General features: G+C 61.7%; 15 protein-coding genes. 11 read left to right on the forward strand and 4 right to left on the reverse strand.

Annotated elements, in window-relative coordinates; all coding sequences use genetic code 11:
* Window positions 1–28: 28 nt before the first annotated feature.
* The 7 genes from ftsH (at window position 29) to serA (ending at window position 9729) form a co-directional block, all read left to right on the forward strand.
* Window positions 29–1966, forward strand: a complete 1938-nt coding sequence (gene ftsH / locus PZN02_RS09155) for an ATP-dependent zinc metalloprotease FtsH (protein ID WP_280661249.1) — start codon at window positions 29–31, stop codon at window positions 1964–1966.
* Between the two features lie 437 nt (window positions 1967–2403).
* Window positions 2404–3756 (forward strand): phosphoglucosamine mutase, encoded by a 1353-nt coding sequence (glmM, locus tag PZN02_RS09160; protein WP_280661250.1) that lies wholly within the window; start codon window positions 2404–2406, stop codon window positions 3754–3756.
* 319 nt (window positions 3757–4075) lie between these two features.
* Entirely contained in the window at window positions 4076–4834 is a 759-nt protein-coding gene (locus PZN02_RS09165) for an outer membrane protein (RefSeq protein WP_280661251.1), read from the forward strand.
* A gap of 74 nt (window positions 4835–4908) precedes the next feature.
* On the forward strand, window positions 4909–5664 hold the full coding sequence (locus PZN02_RS09170) for a hypothetical protein (RefSeq protein WP_280661252.1): 756 nt from the start codon (window positions 4909–4911) through the stop codon (window positions 5662–5664).
* Window positions 5665–5862: 198 nt separating this feature from the next.
* A complete protein-coding gene (locus PZN02_RS09175; protein WP_280661253.1) occupies window positions 5863–6711 on the forward strand; it encodes an outer membrane protein in 849 nt (282 codons plus the stop codon).
* A 163-nt stretch (window positions 6712–6874) separates the two neighbouring features.
* Window positions 6875–8053 carry a phosphoserine transaminase gene (locus PZN02_RS09180; protein ID WP_280661254.1) on the forward strand — a complete coding sequence of 393 codons (1179 nt, stop codon included), beginning with the start codon at window positions 6875–6877 and terminating at the stop codon, window positions 8051–8053.
* A gap of 80 nt (window positions 8054–8133) precedes the next feature.
* Window positions 8134–9729, forward strand: a complete 1596-nt coding sequence (gene serA, locus PZN02_RS09185) for a phosphoglycerate dehydrogenase (protein ID WP_280661255.1) — start codon at window positions 8134–8136, stop codon at window positions 9727–9729.
* A 116-nt stretch (window positions 9730–9845) separates the two neighbouring features.
* Here the strand turns inward: serA and PZN02_RS09190 are convergent, their stop codons facing one another.
* A complete protein-coding gene (locus PZN02_RS09190) occupies window positions 9846–10736 on the reverse strand; it encodes a DMT family transporter (protein WP_280661256.1) in 891 nt (296 codons plus the stop codon).
* A 205-nt stretch (window positions 10737–10941) separates the two neighbouring features.
* Here PZN02_RS09190 and PZN02_RS09195 point away from each other — a divergent pair, with 205 nt between their 5' ends.
* Window positions 10942–12240: an adenylosuccinate synthase gene (locus tag PZN02_RS09195; protein ID WP_280661257.1), complete on the forward strand. Its 1299-nt coding sequence runs from the start codon at window positions 10942–10944 to the stop codon at window positions 12238–12240.
* A gap of 63 nt (window positions 12241–12303) precedes the next feature.
* Entirely contained in the window at window positions 12304–14580 is a 2277-nt protein-coding gene (locus PZN02_RS09200) for a hypothetical protein (protein ID WP_280661258.1), read from the forward strand.
* A gap of 273 nt (window positions 14581–14853) precedes the next feature.
* On the opposite strand, the gene rpoH is transcribed toward PZN02_RS09200, so the two are convergent.
* Together rpoH and PZN02_RS09215 are read right to left on the reverse strand one after the other, a co-directional pair.
* Window positions 14854–15759 (reverse strand): RNA polymerase sigma factor RpoH, encoded by a 906-nt coding sequence (rpoH, locus tag PZN02_RS09205; RefSeq protein ID WP_342394713.1) that lies wholly within the window; start codon window positions 15757–15759, stop codon window positions 14854–14856.
* Between the two features lie 309 nt (window positions 15760–16068).
* Window positions 16069–17097: an RluA family pseudouridine synthase gene (locus PZN02_RS09215; protein ID WP_280661260.1), complete on the reverse strand. Its 1029-nt coding sequence runs from the start codon at window positions 17095–17097 to the stop codon at window positions 16069–16071.
* Between the two features lie 29 nt (window positions 17098–17126).
* Between PZN02_RS09215 and PZN02_RS09220 the strand changes: the two genes are divergently transcribed.
* The gene (locus tag PZN02_RS09220) at window positions 17127–17513 is read left to right on the forward strand and encodes a hypothetical protein (protein WP_280661261.1); all 387 of its coding nucleotides are present in this window, start codon (window positions 17127–17129) and stop codon (window positions 17511–17513) included.
* 10 nt (window positions 17514–17523) lie between these two features.
* Window positions 17524–18354 carry a TrmH family RNA methyltransferase gene (locus tag PZN02_RS09225; protein ID WP_280661262.1) on the forward strand — a complete coding sequence of 277 codons (831 nt, stop codon included), beginning with the start codon at window positions 17524–17526 and terminating at the stop codon, window positions 18352–18354.
* 121 nt (window positions 18355–18475) lie between these two features.
* Here PZN02_RS09225 and PZN02_RS09230 read toward each other — a convergent pair whose 3' ends face one another.
* Window positions 18476–19636: a coiled-coil domain-containing protein gene (locus PZN02_RS09230; protein ID WP_280661263.1), complete on the reverse strand. Its 1161-nt coding sequence runs from the start codon at window positions 19634–19636 to the stop codon at window positions 18476–18478.
* Between the last annotated feature and the right edge of the window lie 150 nt (window positions 19637–19786).

Raw genomic sequence — 19786 nt, forward strand, 5'->3', positions numbered from 1 at the left:
CGGGCTGCAACAGGTTCCGGGGAGTTCGATGAACCCTAATTTTCGTAATTTTGCCCTCTGGGCAATCATAGCGCTTCTCCTAATTGCGCTGTTCAGCATGTTCCAGCAGCCGACGGAGCGCGCCGGTTCACGCGAAATTCCATTCTCGCAGTTTCTGAAGGACGTCGACGCCAGCCGCGTCAAGGAAGTCGTGATCACCGGCCCGAAGGTGATTGGCAGCTATTCCGAAAGCGGCGCCACCTTCCAGACATACGCGCCTTCCGTCGATACCGCTTTGACTGAACGGCTCGAAGCCAAGGACGTCACCGTTACCGTGCGTCCGGAAACCGACGGTTCGTCGGGCTTCCTGAGCTATATCGGCACGCTGCTGCCGATGCTGTTGATCCTCGGCGTCTGGCTGTTCTTCATGCGGCAGATGCAAGGCGGCTCTCGTGGGGCGATGGGCTTTGGCAAGTCAAAGGCCAAGCTCCTGACCGAAGCGCATGGCCGCGTCACGTTTGACGATGTCGCCGGCGTCGACGAGGCCAAACAGGACCTCGAGGAAATCGTCGAATTCCTGCGCGATCCGCAGAAATTCCAGCGCCTCGGTGGGCGTATCCCGCGCGGTGTATTGCTGGTCGGCCCTCCCGGCACCGGTAAGACGCTGCTTGCCCGCTCGGTCGCCGGTGAAGCGAACGTGCCCTTCTTCACGATCTCAGGCTCGGACTTCGTCGAGATGTTCGTCGGTGTCGGTGCGTCGCGCGTCCGCGACATGTTCGAGCAGGCGAAGAAGAATGCTCCCTGCATCATCTTCATCGACGAGATCGATGCCGTCGGCCGTCACCGCGGTGCCGGCCTTGGCGGCGGCAACGACGAACGCGAGCAGACGCTGAACCAGTTGCTCGTCGAAATGGACGGCTTCGAAGCCAATGAGGGCATCATCCTGATCGCCGCGACCAACCGTCCCGACGTGCTCGATCCGGCGCTGCTGCGCCCGGGCCGCTTCGATCGGCAGGTCGTCGTGCCGAACCCGGACATCAATGGTCGCGAACGGATCCTCAAGGTGCATGTCCGCAATGTGCCGCTGGCACCGAATGTCGACCTCAAGATCTTGGCACGCGGCACGCCGGGCTTCTCCGGAGCGGACCTCATGAACCTCGTCAACGAGGCTGCGCTGATGGCGGCACGTCGCAACAAGCGCCTCGTCACGATGCAGGAGTTCGAGGACGCCAAGGACAAGATCATGATGGGTGCGGAGCGTCGCTCCTCCGCCATGACCGAGGCCGAGAAGAAGCTGACCGCTTATCACGAAGCCGGCCACGCCATCGTTGCGCTCAACGTTCCTACCGCCGATCCGCTGCACAAGGCGACCATCATCCCGCGCGGCCGCGCGCTCGGCATGGTGATGCAATTGCCTGAGGGCGACCGCTACTCGATGAGCTACAAGTGGATGATTTCGCGCCTCGCCATCATGATGGGTGGTCGCGTTGCCGAGGAACTGACCTTCGGCAAGGAGAACATCACCTCCGGCGCGTCCTCCGATATCGAGCAGGCGACAAAGCTTGCGCGTGCGATGGTGACGCAATGGGGCTTCTCCGATCAGCTCGGACAGGTCGCGTATGGCGAGAATCAGCAGGAGGTCTTCCTTGGACACTCCGTGGCGCAGCAGAAGAACGTTTCGGAAGCGACCGCACAGAAGATCGACAACGAAATCCGCCGCCTGATCGACGACGCTTACGGAACGGCGCGTCACATCCTGACGGAGAAGAACCACGAATTCGTGGCGCTCGCGGAAGGCCTGCTGGAATACGAAACTCTAACCGGCGAGGAAATCAAGGCGCTGATCCGCGGCGAGAAGCCTGCACGCGACCTCGGAGACGATACGCCTCCGCATCGCGGCTCGGCCGTGCCCTCCGCCGGCACGAAGAAAGAAGCCGGTGCCAAGGGCGAGGAGCCGGAAGGCGGCTTCGAACCGCAACCGCAATAGGACCTGTCGAACAATGAAATCGGAGGCCGCCGCGCCGGAAGGAGCGGCGGCTTTTTGTTGGGTATATTCGTCCAGAGTGTCTTTCGCGCGCTTGGTAACGCGATGTAATGATTTCTGATGATAGGATTGCTGCCGTTTGCTGCGGTTTTATGCCAAAGATGATTCAAATATGCCTGACTTCTGCGCTGGACGCGAGCAGGCTGCAGCAAAGAGGGAGCCGCTACTGCGTGATTCCTTAAATCGGAATCGATTTAAGGACAAAATCATGCAGCAGTTCAAAGTGCTACAGCGACCGTAGCGCGTCCGATTGGACGCGCGGCGCTGTAGAGCGTCAAACTCTGGATACGAGGTCCGGCGATATGAAATCCAATCGCGGAACACGCAGACAGACGCGGTCGGTAAAGTCTATCCTGCCGAAGCAGGACCATGGAGTTCTTATGAAGCGTAGATATTTCGGCACTGACGGCATTCGCGGCCAGTCCAATATTTTCCCGATGACGCCAGATCTCGCCATGCGTGTCGGCATCGCCGTCGGAACGATCTTCCGTAATGGAGCGCACCGCCACCGTGTCGTGATCGGCAAGGACACGCGCCTTTCCGGTTATATGCTCGAAAATGCGATGGTCGCCGGCTTTACGGCCGCCGGACTAGACGTCTTCCTGCTCGGACCGATCCCGACGCCGGGTGTCGCCATGCTGACGCGATCGCTGCGCGCCGACATCGGCGTGATGATCTCGGCTTCGCACAATCCGTTCCGCGACAACGGCATCAAGCTCTTCGGACCCGATGGCTACAAGCTTTCCGATGACATCGAGGAAAAGATCGAGGAGCTCATCGACCAGGATATGTCCGGCCAGCTTGCCAAGCCCGAGGATATCGGCCGCGCCAAGCGCGTCGATGGCGACATCTATCGCTATATCGAACAGGCGAAGCGGACGCTGCCGCGCGACGTCACGCTGAAGGGGCTGCGGATTGCCATCGACTGCGCCAACGGCGCCGCCTACAAGGTTGCTCCGTCGGCACTCTGGGAACTCGGCGCCGAAGTGGTGACGATCGGGACGGAGCCGAACGGCGTCAACATCAATCTCGAATGCGGCTCGACGCATCCGGCCGCCCTATCGAAAAAGGTTCATGAAGTCAGGGCCGATATCGGCATCGCCCTCGACGGCGATGCGGACCGGGTCCTGATCGTCGACGAAAACGGGACCGTCGTCGATGGCGACCAGCTCATGGCGGTGATCGCTGACAGCTGGGCTACGGACGGAATGCTGAAGGGTGGCGCCATAGCCGCGACGGTAATGTCGAATCTCGGCCTCGAGCGTTACCTTAGGGGCCGGGGCATCGGACTGCATCGCACCAAGGTCGGCGACCGCTATGTCGTCGAGCAGATGCGCCAGGACGGCCTGAACGTGGGTGGCGAACAGTCCGGCCACATCGTGCTCTCCGATTTCGGAACGACCGGCGACGGCCTGGTGGCTGCGCTGCAGATCCTTGCTGTGGTCAAGCGGCAGGGCAAGTCGGTCAGCGAAGTATGCCACCGCTTCGAGCCCGTGCCGCAGATTCTGAAGAATGTTCGCATATCTGCGGGCAAGCCGCTCGAGCATCCGTCCGTGCAGCAGGCCATCGCCGATGCCGAGGCGGGCCTTGCCAAGAATGGCCGCCTGCTGATCCGCCCGTCTGGAACAGAACCGCTGATCCGCGTCATGGCGGAAGGCGACGACCGCAGCCAGGTGGAGCGCATCGTCGACGAACTCGTCAACGTGATCGGCAGTGTGCGCAGCGCGGCTTGACCTTAAAGCAACTTCAGGAAAAGTGCTTAACGGTCTCGCCGTAATTGCATAGATTCAGAGAATTAAAGCGTTCGCTGTTTCAACGAACAATGAATGATCAGCAACGCTGAACAGCTTGCAAGGCCGGCATCGATTGCCGGCTTTTTTATTGCAGCAACGCATTGAATGATTGTCGCTGAACATCAGCAATCGTTAAAAAACACAGTAAATTTCTATGCTTAATCCGATGTTAACCGCGGCATGCGATTTCTGACGCAACAACAGTTGCAGTATCCGGCCAGGCAACGCGGCGCGGGTCAGAATATTCGCGGGGCATATTATGAAGAGACCTTTGATTGCATTTATTGCGGCGTTACTGTGCGGCACTCCAGCTTTGGCTGCCGACCTTTACGTCGAAGATCCTGCGCCGGTTGTAGCGCCTGGCGGCTGGTATCTGCGCGGCCATCTTGGCATGAGCAACCAGCGGCTCGACAGAATGCATCACGAGTTGATGGATGACGTCGCCGTTCATGATTTCCTGGACGATGGCAGCTTCGACAGCGCGCCGCTGGCGGGCGGCGGTATCGGCTATCAGTTCAACGACTGGCTCCGCCTCGATGGTATCGTTGAATATCGCGGCAAGGCGGATTTCACCGCCCTCGACCGCTATGACGGCGACGGCGACGGGATATGGGACGGAACGAACGACTATGACGGCGCCAAGTCGGAATGGTTGCTGATGGCCAACGCCTATGTCGACATCGGCGACTGGTACGGCGTCAAGCCCTATGTCGGCGCCGGCATCGGTGCTTCGCGCAACACGTTCTCGGGCTTCCGCGACATCAACGTGCCGACGGTCGGCGTCGCCTATGCTGACGAAGATTCGACCTGGAACTTTGCCTGGGCGCTGCACGCCGGCGTCGCCTACCAGGCGACCGAGCGGTTGGCGATCGATTTCGGTTATAGCTACGTCAATCTCGGTGACGCCAAGACCGACAATATCCGCAGCTACGACGACACCGTAAACAACGCCCCGATGAATTTCGAGGACATCACCTCGCACGACTTCAAGCTGGGCATGCGCTACGCGCTGCAATAGCGCGGAGCGCAGGATCAGACATTCGTTCGGGGCCGCCACGCGGCCCCTTTCCATTGCGGTTAAAGCACGAACAGATGAAGACGCTCGCGACCTGCTTCTTTTTCCTCTTCGCCACGCTCGCCCATGCCGGATCGGCCCCGAAGTTCGCTTTGGCCGATCCGAACGACGTCGTCGCGCAAAGGTTCCTTCCCGGGCACGATTTCGAAATCGGAATGACTCTCTCCGAGGTCGAAGCGGTCATTTCACGGAAATACGCGCACTGGCAGAAGACGGAAAATCGCGAAGCGGTAAAGACGAAGCAGGACGCGGCGTCAGCAACCTTTACCGAATCGATCTCGCTGGAGTCGCGCGGCCAGTCGCCGCTTTCCGATGTTTATCGGCTCGACTTTACCTCGCCACTGTTGGGCGGGGTCCTCTACAGCATCACACGCGACATCAAATTTTCTCATTTGCCGAAGGATCGCCTCGCTTCCGACGAATGGCGGAAGACGATTGCGAGATACTGGGGAAAGCCATATGCCGCCGTTGGGCCGGGTCGCGACAATCTCGTTCAGGCCATCTTTTTCTTCAATGACGCCGGTGTCGCCACGGCTCGGGATAAAGGCTTCTGCACGACCATATTCGGGAAAATGGGCGCGATCTCGCGGAATGTCACCGATGACGTCGAGGAAGTGATTACCGGAATCGAAAGAGAGGGGTGTCACTTCTTCACAGAAGCAAGGGCAATCGTTGGCGAAGGCGGTTTGCTCGTGCGAACCGCGTCGCGGCGCACCGATATGCTTTCCTATGTGCGGGACCTGGCAGCGCGCGCGTCGCGTGGCGACCGATGATCAGGTTCCCATTCGAACCAGCCTTCCGGATACTTCCGGCGATCGTCGTCCTAACGCTCCGGCCGTCACCGGACCGATTTCCTAAATTTTTCGTCAAACAACATGCTTAACCGCTGGTTAACTTGTCCCTGCCAATAGTTAACGCAGGTCCGGCCGTCACGAAGGTCGGACCGACGGCATTGACGAAAGGGCATACGGATGGACTGGCGGCACGGGATCTGCGGGATCGCACTTGGCGCTGGTCTGGGCGCTGGTCTGCTGGCGTCCGGTGCGGCATATGCAGCCGACGACGAATTGCTCGACGCCCCGGAGATCACCATTTCCCCCGAAGCAAGCGATGTCGGCGGCCTCTATCTGCGCGGCGACATCGGCTATGCGCCATGGCGCGACGAGGGCGACCCCTCCTATCGTACCTTCGACGCCGGAACGGGCACCTACAACAATGTCCCGTTCGACAATGCCCGCTTCGACAAGCCGATCTCGGGGACGATCGGCATCGGCTATCGGTTTAACGACATCGTGCGCGCCGACATAACGGCGGAGTATTTCGAGGGTCGGTTCGACGGCTCGTCGCTGTCAGCCGCTCCCTGCGTGGGCCAGGGCGCCGGAACGTCATGCGCTTTTTCGCATGACGCCAATTTCTCCGCGCTCGGTCTGATGGCGAACGGCTACGCCGACCTGGCGACGCTCGCCGGATTCACGCCCTACCTCGGCGCGGGCATCGGCGCCACCAACATCAACTGGAACACTGTCCGCGAGACGGCGACCTGCGTCGCCGGCGGCGGCGCCTGCGCCGGCGGGGCAGGTGGCACGTCCTATCGCGGAGAGGATAGCTGGCGCTTCACCTACGCGCTCATGGCCGGTGTCTCCTACGACATCACCGACCGGCTGAAACTCGATCTCGGCTATCGCTATTCCCACATAGCGGATGGAGACATGTTCGGGTTCGGAGCGGAGGCGCTTGCCGGTGCCAGCGGCGCCAAGGGCCACGACGACGGCCTTTCACGCCATGAGATCCGCGCAGGCCTGCGCCTCTCGCTCTGGTAACAATCATTCGGCAGTCGCACTGACGGTGTACGAACTTTGCCCGGAACGCCGAAAATTTTTTCAAAAGCGACGCAAGCCGCTTGACTTCCTCTCGGACCCACAATATTCCCGACGGCGGGACACCCCTCCCCAACGAGGGGCTTCTATCTGAGAGGATAGCATTATGACGAAGCCTGCCAAGCCGGACGTGCGTCCGGCAAACACCCATTTTTCTTCTGGCCCTTGCGCGAAGCGACCTGGTTGGACGCTCGACGCTCTCTCCGATGCCGCTCTCGGTCGCTCGCACCGAGCCAAGATCGGTAAGACGAAGCTCAAGCAGGCCATTGATCTTACCCGTGAAATTCTTGAAGTGCCGGCCGATTACCGCATCGGTATCGTGCCCGCCTCCGATACCGGCGCTGTCGAAATGGCGCTCTGGTCGCTGCTGGGCGCCCGCGGCGTCGATATGCTTGCCTGGGAAAGCTTCGGTGCCGGCTGGGTGACCGACGTGGTCAAGCAGCTGAAACTTGCCGACGTTCGCAAGTTCGAAGCCGGCTATGGGGAACTGCCGGATCTCGCCAAGGTCGATTTCGACCGTGATGTCGTCTTCACCTGGAATGGCACAACCTCGGGCGTGCGCGTGCCGAATGCCGATTTCATCCCGGCGGACCGCAAGGGCCTGACGATCTGCGACGCGACCTCCGCCGCCTTCGCTCAGGATCTCGATTTCGCCAAGCTCGACGTCGTCACCTTCTCTTGGCAGAAGGTGCTCGGCGGTGAGGGGGCTCATGGCGTCCTCATTCTTTCACCGCGCGCAGTCGAACGGCTGCTCACCTATGCACCGGCATGGCCGCTGCCGAAAATCTTCCGTCTGACCAGCGGCGGCAAGCTGATCGAGGGCATCTTTGCCGGCGAAACAATCAACACGCCGTCGATGCTCTGCGTCGAAGACTATATCGATGCGCTCCTTTGGGCGAAGTCGGTTGGCGGCCTCAAGGGGCTGATCGCCCGGGCAGACGCCAATGCCGGCGCGATCCATCGCTTCGTCGACGCCAACGGGTGGATTGCCAATCTGGCGACCAAGGCGGAAACCCGCTCCAACACCTCCGTCTGCCTCAAGATCGTCGACAAGGACGTGCTCGCCCTCGATGCCGACGGCCAGGCTGCCTTCGCGAAGGGCGTCGTTGCCCTGCTCGAAAAGGAAGGTGTCGCCTACGATATCGGTCACTATCGCGATGCGCCCTCCGGTTTGCGGATCTGGGCCGGTGCCACCATCGAGACTTCCGACATGGAAGCGCTGATGCCGTGGCTCACCTGGGCCTTCGAGACCCAGAAGGCGACGCTGTCGCAGGCCGCCGCCTGATCCAAGCGATAAGCTTCGCTCGCCACCGAGCGAAGCCAATCCCGCATCCCTTTCAGAACTGATCCTTAAGGAGGCCTCTCATGGCACCTCGCGTTCTCGTATCCGATGAACTGTCGGAAACCGCCGTCCAGATCTTCCGCGACCGCGGCGTTGAAGTGGATTTCCAGCCGAAGCTCGGCAAGGACAAGGAAAAACTCGCCGAGATCATCGGCAACTACGACGGTCTCGCCATCCGCTCCGCCACCAAGGTGACAGAGAAGCTGATCGCTGCGGCCACCAATCTCAAAGTCGTCGGCCGTGCCGGCATCGGCGTCGACAATGTCGACATCCCGGCTGCTTCGCGCCGCGGTATCATCGTCATGAACACGCCCTTCGGCAACTCGATCACCACGGCCGAGCATGCGGTCGCGCTGATGTTTGCCGTCGCCCGGCAGCTTCCTGCAGCCGACGGTTCCACCCAGGCCGGCAAGTGGGAAAAATCGAAGTTCATGGGTGTCGAGATCACCGGCAAGGTGCTCGGCGTGATCGGCGCCGGCAATATCGGCTCGATCGTCTGTGCCCGCGCCATCGGCCTGAAGATGCATGTCATCGCCTATGATCCGTTCCTGTCGAAGGAGCGCGCCGAGGAGATGGGCGTCGTCAAGGTTGAACTCGACGAGCTTTTTGCGCGGGCGGATTTCATCACCCTGCACGTGCCGCTGACCGACAAGACCCGCCACATCATCGACGCAGAAGCAATCGCCAAGATGAAGCCGGGTGTGCGCATCATCAACTGCGCCCGTGGCGGTCTCGTTGTTGAAAGCGCGCTTGCCGAGGCGCTGAAGTCCGGTCATGTCGCCGGCGCCGGCTTCGATGTCTTCGAGGTGGAGCCCGCCACTGAAAGTCCGCTCTTTGGGCTGCCGAACGTCGTCTGCACGCCGCATCTCGGCGCTTCCACGACGGAAGCGCAGGAGAACGTGGCGCTGCAGATCGCCGAGCAGATGTCCGACTATCTGGTCAACGGCGCCGTTTCGAACGCCATCAACATGCCGTCGATCACGGCCGAGGAAGCGCCGATACTCAAGCCCTTCATCCGGCTCGCCGACGTTCTCGGCGCCTTCGTCGGCCAGGTCACGGAAAGCGCGATCAAGGAAATCGAAATCCTCTATGACGGCTCCACGGCGGCTATGAACACCAAGGCGCTGACGAGTGCGGTTCTCGCCGGCCTGATCCGCCCACAGGTGGCGGACGTCAACATGGTTTCCGCGCCGGTTATGATCAAGGAAAAGGGCGTGATCCTTTCCGAAGTGAAGCGCGATAAATCCGGTGTCTTCGACGGCTATATCAAGCTGACGGTGACGACAGCGAACCAGACCCGTTCGGTCGCCGGCACGGTCTTCTCTGACGGCAAGCCGCGCTTCATCCAGATCAAGGGCATCAATCTCGACGCCGATGTCGGCAAGCACATGGTCTATCTGACCAACACCGACGTCCCCGGCATGATCGGCTTCATCGGCACGACGCTCGGTGACGCTGGCGTCAACATCGCCAACTTCCAGCTTGGCCGCGAGAAGGAAGGCGGCGATGCCATCGCGCTGCTTTATGTCGACGGTCCCGTCTCAGAGAAGGTGCTCGACAAGCTGCGCGCGAATGCGGCGATCCGCCAGGCGAAGCAACTGGTGTTCAATATCGATTAAGCGGAACCCGTCCGCAACTCGGCCACAGGGCCGCACGTCTTTCAGATGTGCGGCCCTGTGGCATTTTCCATGCGGCTCGCATTCGAGGCAAATGAGGTCACGCCGGCGCCGTCTTGTCAGCGCGGCAGTTTGGGGCGGCCGCGTTCCGCGATGGCAATGCCGCCAAGGACCAGCAGCAGTGCCACCAGGTGAAAGGGATGGAACGTCTCGCCGACAAGAAGCACGGAAAGAAGCGTTCCGAACACCGGGATGGCGTTGATGAACAGCCCGGCGCGATTGGCGCCGATCATTTCCACGCCACGCACGTAGAGAACCTGCGACATCAGCGACGGGAAGATCGCAGCATAGATTACGATCGCCCAGCCGGTGGCATCGGGTACGATCGCGCTGCCGTTTGAGAATTCCCAGATGAGAAGCGGGATGGCGCTCAGGAGCGCCCCGAAGGCCGGCGCCGCGATGAAGCTCTGCCAGTGCATGTTCGGCTTCCAGCGCAGCCCGACGGTATAGGCGGCATAGACGATACAGGCGAGGATCATCAGTGCGTCGCCGAAATTGAACTGCAACTGCAACAGGCTGAGAAGGTCGCCATGCGCGGCGGTGATCAAGACGCCGATCAGCGTCACGGTGAAGCCGATGATCTGCGCGACCGAAGCCCTCGTCCGAAAGAGGACGAAGTTGAAGAGGAAGATCAGCATCGGAATGCCGGCCTGCAGGATCACGGCGTTGATGGCGCTCGTATATTTTACGGCGGAATAGAGGAACGCATTGAACATCGTGAAGCCGACGGCACCATAGGCCAGCAATTGCAGCCAGTGCTCACGGATCTTGTCCCAGTCGCGACGGATCTGCGGCGTCATCAATGCCAGGATGACGGCGAGCGCGACCATCCAGCGCAGCGTCGTCAGCATCATCGGACTGACGTGCCCGACGGCCATCTTGCCTGCGACCGAATTGCCGCCCCAAAAAAGCGAAGTTATTGCGAGATAGAAATAGGCCCTGGCGTTCACGATGCTGCGATCCATGTGGGACGGGAGTGGGTGCCGGAGAGGCGGGAGAGCGGCAGAGATATAGGCGCTAAATCCGTCGCTTGTCATGCGAAAAAGGGCGTCGCGCGGGTCACAACGGGGTCGCTTTCCGCAGGACAACACAGTATAGATGCGCGGGTTTCAGGATGGCGCAATCCCTTGTGCGCGTGCGAACAGGAAGAAAATTATGACGAATGTCGTGGTGGTCGGATCCCAGTGGGGCGACGAAGGCAAAGGCAAGATCGTGGATTGGCTCTCGGAGCGCGCGGACATCGTCGTGCGATTCCAGGGCGGCCACAATGCCGGCCACACCCTGGTGATCGACGGCGTCAGCTATAAGCTGTCCCTGCTCCCCTCCGGCGTCGTTCGTCCCGGCAAGCTCGCCGTCATCGGCAACGGCGTCGTGATCGATCCCCATGCGCTGATTGCGGAAATGGACAAGCTCGCCAAGCAGGGCGTGAAGGTCACGCCGGACAATCTGCGTATCGCCGACAATGCGACGCTCATTCTGTCGCTGCACCGGGAGCTCGACGGATTCCGTGAGGATGCCGCCTCGAACAGCGGCACCAAGATCGGCACGACGCGCCGCGGCATCGGCCCGGCCTATGAGGACAAGGTGGGCCGCCGCGCCATCCGCGTCATGGACCTTGGTGACCTCGATACCTTGCCGGCGAAGGTCGATCGGTTGCTGACGCACCACAACGCGCTGCGCCGCGGGCTGGGCGAGGTGGAGATCAGCCACAAGGCGATCATGGACGAACTCTCCTCCGTCGCAGCGCGTGTGCTGCCGTTCATGGATACGGTTTGGCTGCTGCTCGACAAGGAGCGCCGCAAGGGCGCGCGCATCCTCTTCGAGGGTGCGCAGGGCACGCTGCTCGATATCGATCACGGCACCTATCCCTTCGTCACCTCGTCGAACACGGTTGCCGGTCAGGCCGCTGCCGGTTCCGGCATGGGGCCGGGATCGCTCGGCTATATCCTCGGCATCACCAAGGCCTATACGACGCGCGTCGGCGAAGGACCGTTTCCGACCGAGCTTAACGATGAGATCGGCCAGTTCCTCGGCGAACGCGGCCATGAATTCGGGACCGTTACGGGGCGCAAGCGCCGCTGCGGCTGGTTCGACGCCGCGCTCGTGCGCCAATCGGTTGCCGCCAACGGCATCACCGGCATCGCGCTCACCAAGCTCGACGTGCTCGATGGCCTCGACGAGTTGAAGATTTGCGTCGCTTATACTCTGGACGGACAGGAGCTTGACCACCTTCCGGCAAGTCAGGCGCAGCAAGCTTCGGTAAAGCCAGTCTACATTACGCTTGAAGGCTGGAAGGAATCGACGGTTGGTGCCCGTAGTTGGGCCGATCTTCCGGCACAAGCGATCAAGTATGTTCGCCAGGTCGAGGAACTGATTGGCGCGCCGGTTGCACTTCTTTCGACGAGCCCGGAACGCGACGACACAATACTTGTGACGGATCCTTTTGAGGACTAGTGTCGCGCAACGACAGTCGCGTCGTGATTGTGGGCACATGCCTGGGAGTATGAGAAAGTTCTGATGGCAGATTTTGTTGCAGTTATTCGCAGGACCGTTGACGGCCTGTCGGAAAACACACCGGAAATGCGAGGCAAGGTTTACGAGAAGGCGCGCAGTGCTGTGCGCCGGCAACTCGAAAACATGAGCCCGCGGCCATCGGACGACATGATCAATCGCCAGCTGAACAAGCTGGAACAGGCAATCGGCGAGGTCGAAAGCGAATACGCGGAAGCGCTTCCCGCGGTCGAGGACGCCGGCGCGGTCGAGCCGGGCGTAGCTGAAACGGCGATCGAGCAAGAGCCGCCCGCCTCGGTCGAGCCCGAGACGGCCGCGAGCGCCCCTGAACCGGAACAGGCGCCGTCTGGAGAGCCGATTGAGGAACCCGCAAGCGAGGAGCCGAGCGTCGAGCAACCGGTGTCGCCGACTCCGGTCAGCGCCGAGGCCGGGGACGAGGAGCCGCACGCTGCGCCGATCAACGAGGCTGCGGCACACGAGCCGGACGCCGCCTATGACGACGGCGCTCCGTCCGAACCGGCGCGGGAAGCAGAGACAGAAGAGCCCACTGAGGAAACCGCCGCACAATGGCCTTCTTCGACCGAGGAGCAGCCGGCCGCGCGCGAACGCGAAGCCGAGCGGGCGCCGCCGGTTGAACATATCGGGGAACCTGAGCCGCGCGCAGACGAACTCCACGGCGAGCAGGTTGAGCCTCAGCCCGATCATGCGGAGCCTGTACACTCCGAGCCGCTGCCGAGCGAGGAGGAAACGAATAAATCGGCCACGTCGGAGTGGGCCCTGCCGGAGTGGGAGGATACACCTCCGACGACGCAGGCGGCCGACACCCAGGCGGCACCCGAGGATACACCTTCGTCGAAACCCGAGCTTTTGGGCATTCATCCGGTGGAACCGGAAGAGGCCGAGCCCGCGCAGCATGCCCGCGAGGCGGAGCCGTCGCGCTCCTGGTCCTTCGACGATGGCGATCCTTTCGCGACCACAACGGAGAGCAAAAAGGACAAGGCTGGCGAAAACGATATTTCCGAATGGTCGTGGCCGGTGGAAAAAGCGCCTGTGCCCGCAAGCCAGGAAGAGCGTGCCAGCACCGCCTGGGACCACATCGACGACTTGCTCGGCTTTGGCGAGAACAACGGGGCAGCGGCGGCTGCAAACGGAGCGGCCAAGGAGAACGGTCGGGAGCAGCCTCCGGTTTCCGCGCCAGCCCGGCCATCGTCCTACCGAGCGACGCCCAAACCTTCCCGGTTCAATTTCAAGCGGCTGGCGATCGGCGCCGTCATTGCGCTTCTCCTCGGCAGCGGCGGTTATGCCTATTGGCAGAACAGGGAGGCGGGCAACGCCTGGCTTTCAGGGGTTATCGCGAAGATCATGCCGGCAGCACCGGAAGCCCCCGAAACGCCGGACGGTCAGAACGCGCCTGCTGGTCAATCAAGCGGACAGCCGGGTGCGCCTGACGAAACGGCTCGGCCTGAGGACAGCTCGACCAAGTTCACCCAGCGTCTGCTTGCCGATGGCTCCGAAGCGGACGACGGGCCGGCTGGCGCGAACGGCACGGAAGTCTCCCAGGAGGGCAAATCCGTCGCTCCCCAGACGGAGGCTGGACCGGCGCAAATTGGTGGCGCCGCACCACAGCCGCCGGCGGGAGAGCAAGCCGCAACGGCACAGGGCCGGACCGCCGGCCAGAACGCAGGCCAGACGCCTCAAGCAGAGATTTCCGTCGCCGATGGCGAGAAGATGTTCCTTTACGAGGAGCGGCTCGGCCAGTCTTCCCCGACAGCGATTCCTGGCACCGTCGCCTGGTCGATCAAGGATGAATCCCCGGGCGGCGACGCCAAGCCCGAGCCCGCCATCCAGGCGCAGATCACCGTTCCCGATCGCGGTTTGACCGCGCTGATGACGATCAAGCGCAATGCCGATCCGTCGCTGCCGGCAAGCCACGTGGTCGAATTCGTGTTCTCGCTGCCAGAAAACTTCGAGGGCGGCGCTATTGACAGTGTCCAGCGTGTTTCGATGAAGCGCACCGAGCAGGACCGTGGTGATCCACTGATCGCCGTCCCGGCGAAGATCACCGACGATTTCCACATGATCGCGCTCAACGACTTCGCCGAAGCGGTCAGCAACAATACGGAACTGCTGCGCAGCCGCAGCTGGATCGATATTCCGATTACCTACCGGAATGGACGCCGCGCCCTGCTGACGCTGGAGAAAGGTGCGGCCGGCGTCGAAGCCTTCAACAAGGCCATGCAGGCGTGGAGTTCGCTTGGCAACACGGCCGCAAGCAGCCAATAGCCGCTGCTGCATGTTTCCTTAAATCGGAACCGATTTAAGGAAAAAACATGCACCATTTCAAAGTGCTACAGCGTCCTTTTGCGCGTCTGATACGACGCGCGGCGCTGTAATGAGACAGCGATGCAAAAAATCCCGGCGGGGCAACCCGGCCGGGATTTTCGTTTGTCCCTGTGAATCGCAGCCGATTTAGGGATGAAAACATGCAGCAATTCAAAGTGCTACAGCGTCCTTGCGCGTCTGATAAGACGTGCGCCGCTGTAGCAAGTCGACCCTTTACGCGCCTTCGACGACACGCAGGGCGCTCGAGCGCTCCAGGGCCGCCTTGCGGACGGCATCCTGTACTTTCTCGAAAGCACGCACTTCGATCTGCCGGACGCGTTCGCGGCTGATGTCGAACTCGGACGAGAGGTCTTCCAGCGTTACCGGTTCCTCTGCCAAGCGACGGGCCTCGAAAATGCGACGCTCGCGATCATTCAGCACCTTCATCGCGCTGGCGAGCAAGGCCCGGCGATTGTCGAGTTCGTCCTGTTCGATCAGGATCTCTTCCTGGTTGTCGTGGTCATCGACAAGCCAATCCTGCCACTGGCCGGAGTCGCCCTCGCTTGCCTTGATCGGCGCGTTCAACGAGGCATCGCCCGAAAGGCGGCGGTTCATCGAAACGACCTCGTCCTCGCTGACCTTCAGGGTCGTCGCGATTTCCTTCACCTGCTCGGGCTTGAGGTCTCCCTCGTCGAGCGCCTGTATGCGGCCTTTCAGCCGCCGCAGGTTGAAGAACAGCCGTTTCTGATTGGCGGTCGTGCCCATTTTGACGAGCGACCAGGAGCGCAGGATGTATTCCTGGATCGCTGCCTTGATCCACCACATCGCGTAGGTCGCAAGCCGGAAGCCACGATCGGGCTCGAATTTCTTGACGGCCTGCATCAGGCCGACATTGCCTTCCGATACGACTTCGCCGATCGGCAGGCCATAGCCGCGGTAGCCCATCGCGATCTTGGCGACGAGGCGAAGATGGCTTGTCACCAGCTTGTGCGCGGCACTGCGGTCGTCATGTTCCTGGTACCGCTTGGCGAGCATGTACTCTTCCTGCGGTTCGAGCATCGGAAACTTGCGGATTTCGTCGAGATAACGGTTGAGACCGCCCTCTCCAGCGGTAATGGTCGGCAAAGTATTGCGGGCCATGAAGCACCCCCCTTTTTGCGTCTCCGGCCTCCGGGACGGCAGACCGGGCTGTGGGTCTTCGTTAAGACCCCACGAACCTAATAGATAAGTACGGCGAAAGCATGATTCAAGGAGTCCAGTTTCACGCTGTCGTGAGACCGGGGAAGGGAATGTCGCGAGTTGAAGCTTCTATAAGATTGGAATCCGGGACGGGGAATTCAAGAGCTGCTGCATGTTTCCTCGAATCGCACTCGATCTAAGGATAAAAACATGCAGCAATTCAAAGCGCTACAGCGTCCGCGCCTGATAAGGCGTGTGGCGCTGTAAGTATCACTCTTCGGCGCGCAAGGCCGCAACCAGGGCTTCCATGTCCGGGGGCATGGGTGCCTCGAAATGCATCGTCTCGCCTGTCGTCGGGTGCTCGAATTGCAGCATAAACGCGTGGAGCGCCTGCCGGTGAAAGCGGTTGACCACGGCTTTCGCCAGTTCGGGCAGCAGATTGGCCTTGGTCCGGAAGGCTGCCCCATATTCGGGGTCGCCGATCAGCGGGTGGCCGATATGGGCCATGTGGACGCGAATCTGGTGGGTGCGGCCCGTTTCGAGGTGACATGTCACGGTCGAGGCGAGGCAGGTGCCATCCGGCTTTTCATGGTAGCGCTCGACCACTTCATAATGGGTAATGGCTTCGCGTGCGTCGTCGCTCTCCTCGTGCTTGACGGCCCGCTTCGTTCGGTCTGCGGCCCGTCCCAGTGAGGCGTTGATGGTGCCCTTCAATTGCCGGGGGCGTCCCCAGACTACCGCCTGATAGGCGCGCTCGAGCGGTCCGGTGCGCCCGTGGTCGGCAAACTGGTCCGAAAGATGACGGTGGGCGGCATCATTTTTTGCCACGACCATGACGCCGCTCGTTTCCTTGTCGAGCCGGTGAACGATACCCGGCCGCCTGACGCCTCCGATGCCGGAGAGGCTGTCGCCGCAATGGTGGATAAGCGCGTTGACGAGCGTGCCTGTCCAGTTGCCAGCACCCGGGTGCACGACCAGGCCGGCCGGCTTCACAAGGACGATCAGGTCGTCGTCCTCAAAAAGCACGTCGAGAGAGATCGCCTCGCCTTTCGGATCGGGGTCCTCGGGCTCAGGCAAGGCAATCTCGAACACGTCGCCGGGATGCACTTTCCGTTTCGGCTCGACGATCGTCTGGCCGTTGACGGAGACAGCGCCCTGCTCGATCAGGCTCTTGATGCGATTGCGGGAAAATTCGCCCGAAAGCGCGGCCGTGAGGAAGGCGTCCAGCCTTCCCGCCGCGTCCTCGTTGGCCTTCAGGACTTTCCTATTGGCGGCCGCTTGTTTAAAGGGATCGTTCATTCCGTTTCAATTCCGACAGAAAGCCAGCCATGACTGCATTCGAGCCCGATGAACAGGAAGAAAAGCCGCTTGATCCCGCGATGGAAAATGTCCGTCGCAAGATGGTGCGCCTGCAGCTCGTCTCGGCCGGCGTGATGCTTGTCATGCTTATGGCTGTCCTTGGGACGATTGTCTACAAGCTGACCCGCACGAATGACGGCGCCGAGGCAGCTCCTATGGCGGCCGTGAACGTGCCGGGCGACGCGCCGGTAAGCGCGATCGCCGCTCTGCCGGCCGGGTTCTCGGTGAGCAATGTCGCGCTCTCCGGGTCGCAAGTGCTTTTCTATGGCAGCCTGCCCGGCGCCGAGCCGCGTGCGATCGTGTTCGACATTCCTGCTGGGCGCATCGTCGCTGACATCACCATCAGGACCAATTGACGGCATTGCCATGACGCTGCCCTCCCTCGTCCGCATCGATGATCCATCCGACGCCCGTATCGCCGGGTTTGTCGCGATCAAGGAGCGTGATCTGACGGGGCGGCAGGGTCGTTTCATCGCCGAAGGCACGGTCGTGCTCCGTATGCTGGCTGCCGCTCATCGCGCCCGGCGTGGCATCGCCGCGGAGGCAATCCTGCTGCTCGAGAGCCGCGTTGCCGGCTTGACCGAGGTGCTTGCCGAATTTCCGGCCGATGTCCCCGTCTACGTGGCGGATGGTCGGGTCTTCGACACGATCGCCGGCTTCAACATGCATCGCGGCGTGCTCGCGCTCGGGCGGAGCGATGCGATGCCGGACCGGGACTCGCTTATCGGGAGCCTTCCGGCAGAGAGCTTCGTCCTCGCCGCTTGCCGGATTTCGAACCACGACAACATGGGCTCGTTGTTTCGCAACGCCGCTGCCTTCGGCGTCGATGCGGTCCTGATGGATGCAGCGAGCTGCGATCCGATGTATCGCAAGGCGATCCGGGTGTCGGTCGGATCGGTGCTCACGATGCCGTTCGCACGGGAAGGGATGGGGGCTGCGCTGATCGAACGACTTCAAGTCGCCGGGTTCGCAATTTGGGGGCTGTCGCCGCGCGGAACGGTCGACATCAGCGACATTCCGCCGGCGCCGCGCACCGCGCTCCTCGTCGGCACCGAAGGCGAAGGGCTGCCGGAGGCTATCCTGTCTGCGATCCGTACGGCGCGCATCCGCCAGCGGCCGGGTCTCGACAGTCTGAACGTCGCCATGGCCGCCGGCATAGCACTGCATCAGGTTGCGCTGATCAACGGGCGACTTTGAAGCTCGCGCTTTCCGGCCGCTACAGCGCCGTGCGTCTTTTAGGACTCACGAAGGAGCTGTAACTCTTTGAACCTACGCATCGTGCTTTCCGAAAATCGGGTCCGATTTTCGGGCCGAGGCGCTAGCGCTCTGGAGGCAGGATTTCCTTGGCGCGGCTTGCGAGGCTCTTGCGGGTCGGCGCGCGGTCCGTCTCCTCCCCGGCGAGCAGGGTGCGGATCGGTGAGGCCTTGCCTTCGCTGGCTGCCGTCAGCGCAATCATGCCCGCGGCGATATCGGCGATCTCTTGCCGGAGCGCCTCGTCATGCGCGGCGGACTTGGCGTTTGTCAGGCGCTCCGAAAGCGCTGTGGCGCGATTACGCAGGTCTTCGGACAACATGGTCGTGTCAGGGCCTTGCATCGCCTTTTTGTGTAGCTCGGCGCTCTTGCTATCCACGGCCGCTGCAGCGACGGCCTTTTTCGGAATGGCGAGGCCAGCGGCGCGAAGGACCTTCGCCGCTTCCCGCATCTCGTGATTTAACTCTTTCAGGCGCGCCTTCAATTTTTCGATTTCGTCCGCCCGCTGCGCGAGCGCATTTTCGCGCTGTGCATTGGTGGCGGCTTCGCGCGCGACGGCGGCTTCGAGCTGGCGTATCCGGGCCTCGTCCTTACTGAGCTGCAGCTCCATTTCCCGTGCGCGGGCATTCTCCGCCTTGAGATCGCCGCGCAGTGCCTGGCGCTCGTCGTGCAGCGCGGCGACCCGGCTCTTCAGATGCTCGATCTCGGTTTCGCGAGCGGCGAGGTCTATCCGGAGATTGTCGATATCCGCTGTATGTTTGTCCATCTGGCCGTTGAGCGTGCGGATCGCATCGCTCTTGGCGCCGTTGTCCCTTTCCGAAGTCTCGAAGGTTGCCTTCATCTGCTCGAGACGTTGTTCGAGTTGGCGGACCGTGGAACGCATGTCGGCCGCTGCCACGTTCATGTCGGCCAGTTGGGCCTGCAGATCGGCATTCTCCCCGGCAAGCCTGCGCGCCTCGCGCAGGGTGTTTTCGTTTTGCAGCATCAGCTTGACGCTCTTGTCGCGTTCGCGCCGCAGCGCCTGCTGGGCCTTGGCATTTTCGGCCGCATAGGTCGCGCGGGCAGCATCCCTCTGCGCGCGCACCTCCTGGGGGCTGAGAGGCATGGTCGCCTTCAGGCGATCCTCCGCAAAGCGCACGATGCGCCTTTGAATGGCGGGGGCGATCATCAGGCCAATGACCACCGCCGTCAGAAAGCCAAGGGCAAAGAGGAGCGCAAATTCAATCACGAGCTGGCCGTTTCAATCTGGACCGGATGCGCTGCCCGCCGCAGAGGCCGGGCGCCATCTCAGTGCTTTTCCCGCAGTAAACATGATGGCTGGAATGCTGCAAGTGCTGCAACAGGAAAGCGCGCCTTTTCAGGCGCGCCAAGGTTCCGG

It is taken from the genome of Sinorhizobium garamanticum (assembly GCF_029892065.1).
Lineage (GTDB): Bacteria > Pseudomonadota > Alphaproteobacteria > Rhizobiales > Rhizobiaceae > Sinorhizobium > Sinorhizobium garamanticum.

Excerpts from the sequence above, each read along its gene's own strand:
- PZN02_RS09165 (WP_280661251.1), top strand. The coding sequence starts at position 4,076 with ATGAAGAGACCTTTGATTGCATTTATTGCGGCGTTACTGTGCGGCACT.
- PZN02_RS09180 (WP_280661254.1), top strand. The coding sequence starts at position 6,875 with ATGACGAAGCCTGCCAAGCCGGACGTGCGTCCGGCAAACACCCATTTT.
- ftsH (WP_280661249.1), top strand. The coding sequence starts at position 29 with ATGAACCCTAATTTTCGTAATTTTGCCCTCTGGGCAATCATAGCGCTT.
- rpoH (WP_342394713.1), bottom strand. The coding sequence starts at position 15,759 with ATGGCCCGCAATACTTTGCCGACCATTACCGCTGGAGAGGGCGGTCTC.
- PZN02_RS09215 (WP_280661260.1), bottom strand. The coding sequence starts at position 17,097 with ATGAACGATCCCTTTAAACAAGCGGCCGCCAATAGGAAAGTCCTGAAG.
- PZN02_RS09175 (WP_280661253.1), top strand. The coding sequence starts at position 5,863 with ATGGACTGGCGGCACGGGATCTGCGGGATCGCACTTGGCGCTGGTCTG.
- PZN02_RS09220 (WP_280661261.1), top strand. The coding sequence starts at position 17,127 with ATGACTGCATTCGAGCCCGATGAACAGGAAGAAAAGCCGCTTGATCCC.
- PZN02_RS09195 (WP_280661257.1), top strand. The coding sequence starts at position 10,942 with ATGACGAATGTCGTGGTGGTCGGATCCCAGTGGGGCGACGAAGGCAAA.
- PZN02_RS09200 (WP_280661258.1), top strand. The coding sequence starts at position 12,304 with ATGGCAGATTTTGTTGCAGTTATTCGCAGGACCGTTGACGGCCTGTCG.
- serA (WP_280661255.1), top strand. The coding sequence starts at position 8,134 with ATGGCACCTCGCGTTCTCGTATCCGATGAACTGTCGGAAACCGCCGTC.
- PZN02_RS09170 (WP_280661252.1), top strand. The coding sequence starts at position 4,909 with ATGAAGACGCTCGCGACCTGCTTCTTTTTCCTCTTCGCCACGCTCGCC.
- glmM (WP_280661250.1), top strand. The coding sequence starts at position 2,404 with ATGAAGCGTAGATATTTCGGCACTGACGGCATTCGCGGCCAGTCCAAT.
- PZN02_RS09225 (WP_280661262.1), top strand. The coding sequence starts at position 17,524 with ATGACGCTGCCCTCCCTCGTCCGCATCGATGATCCATCCGACGCCCGT.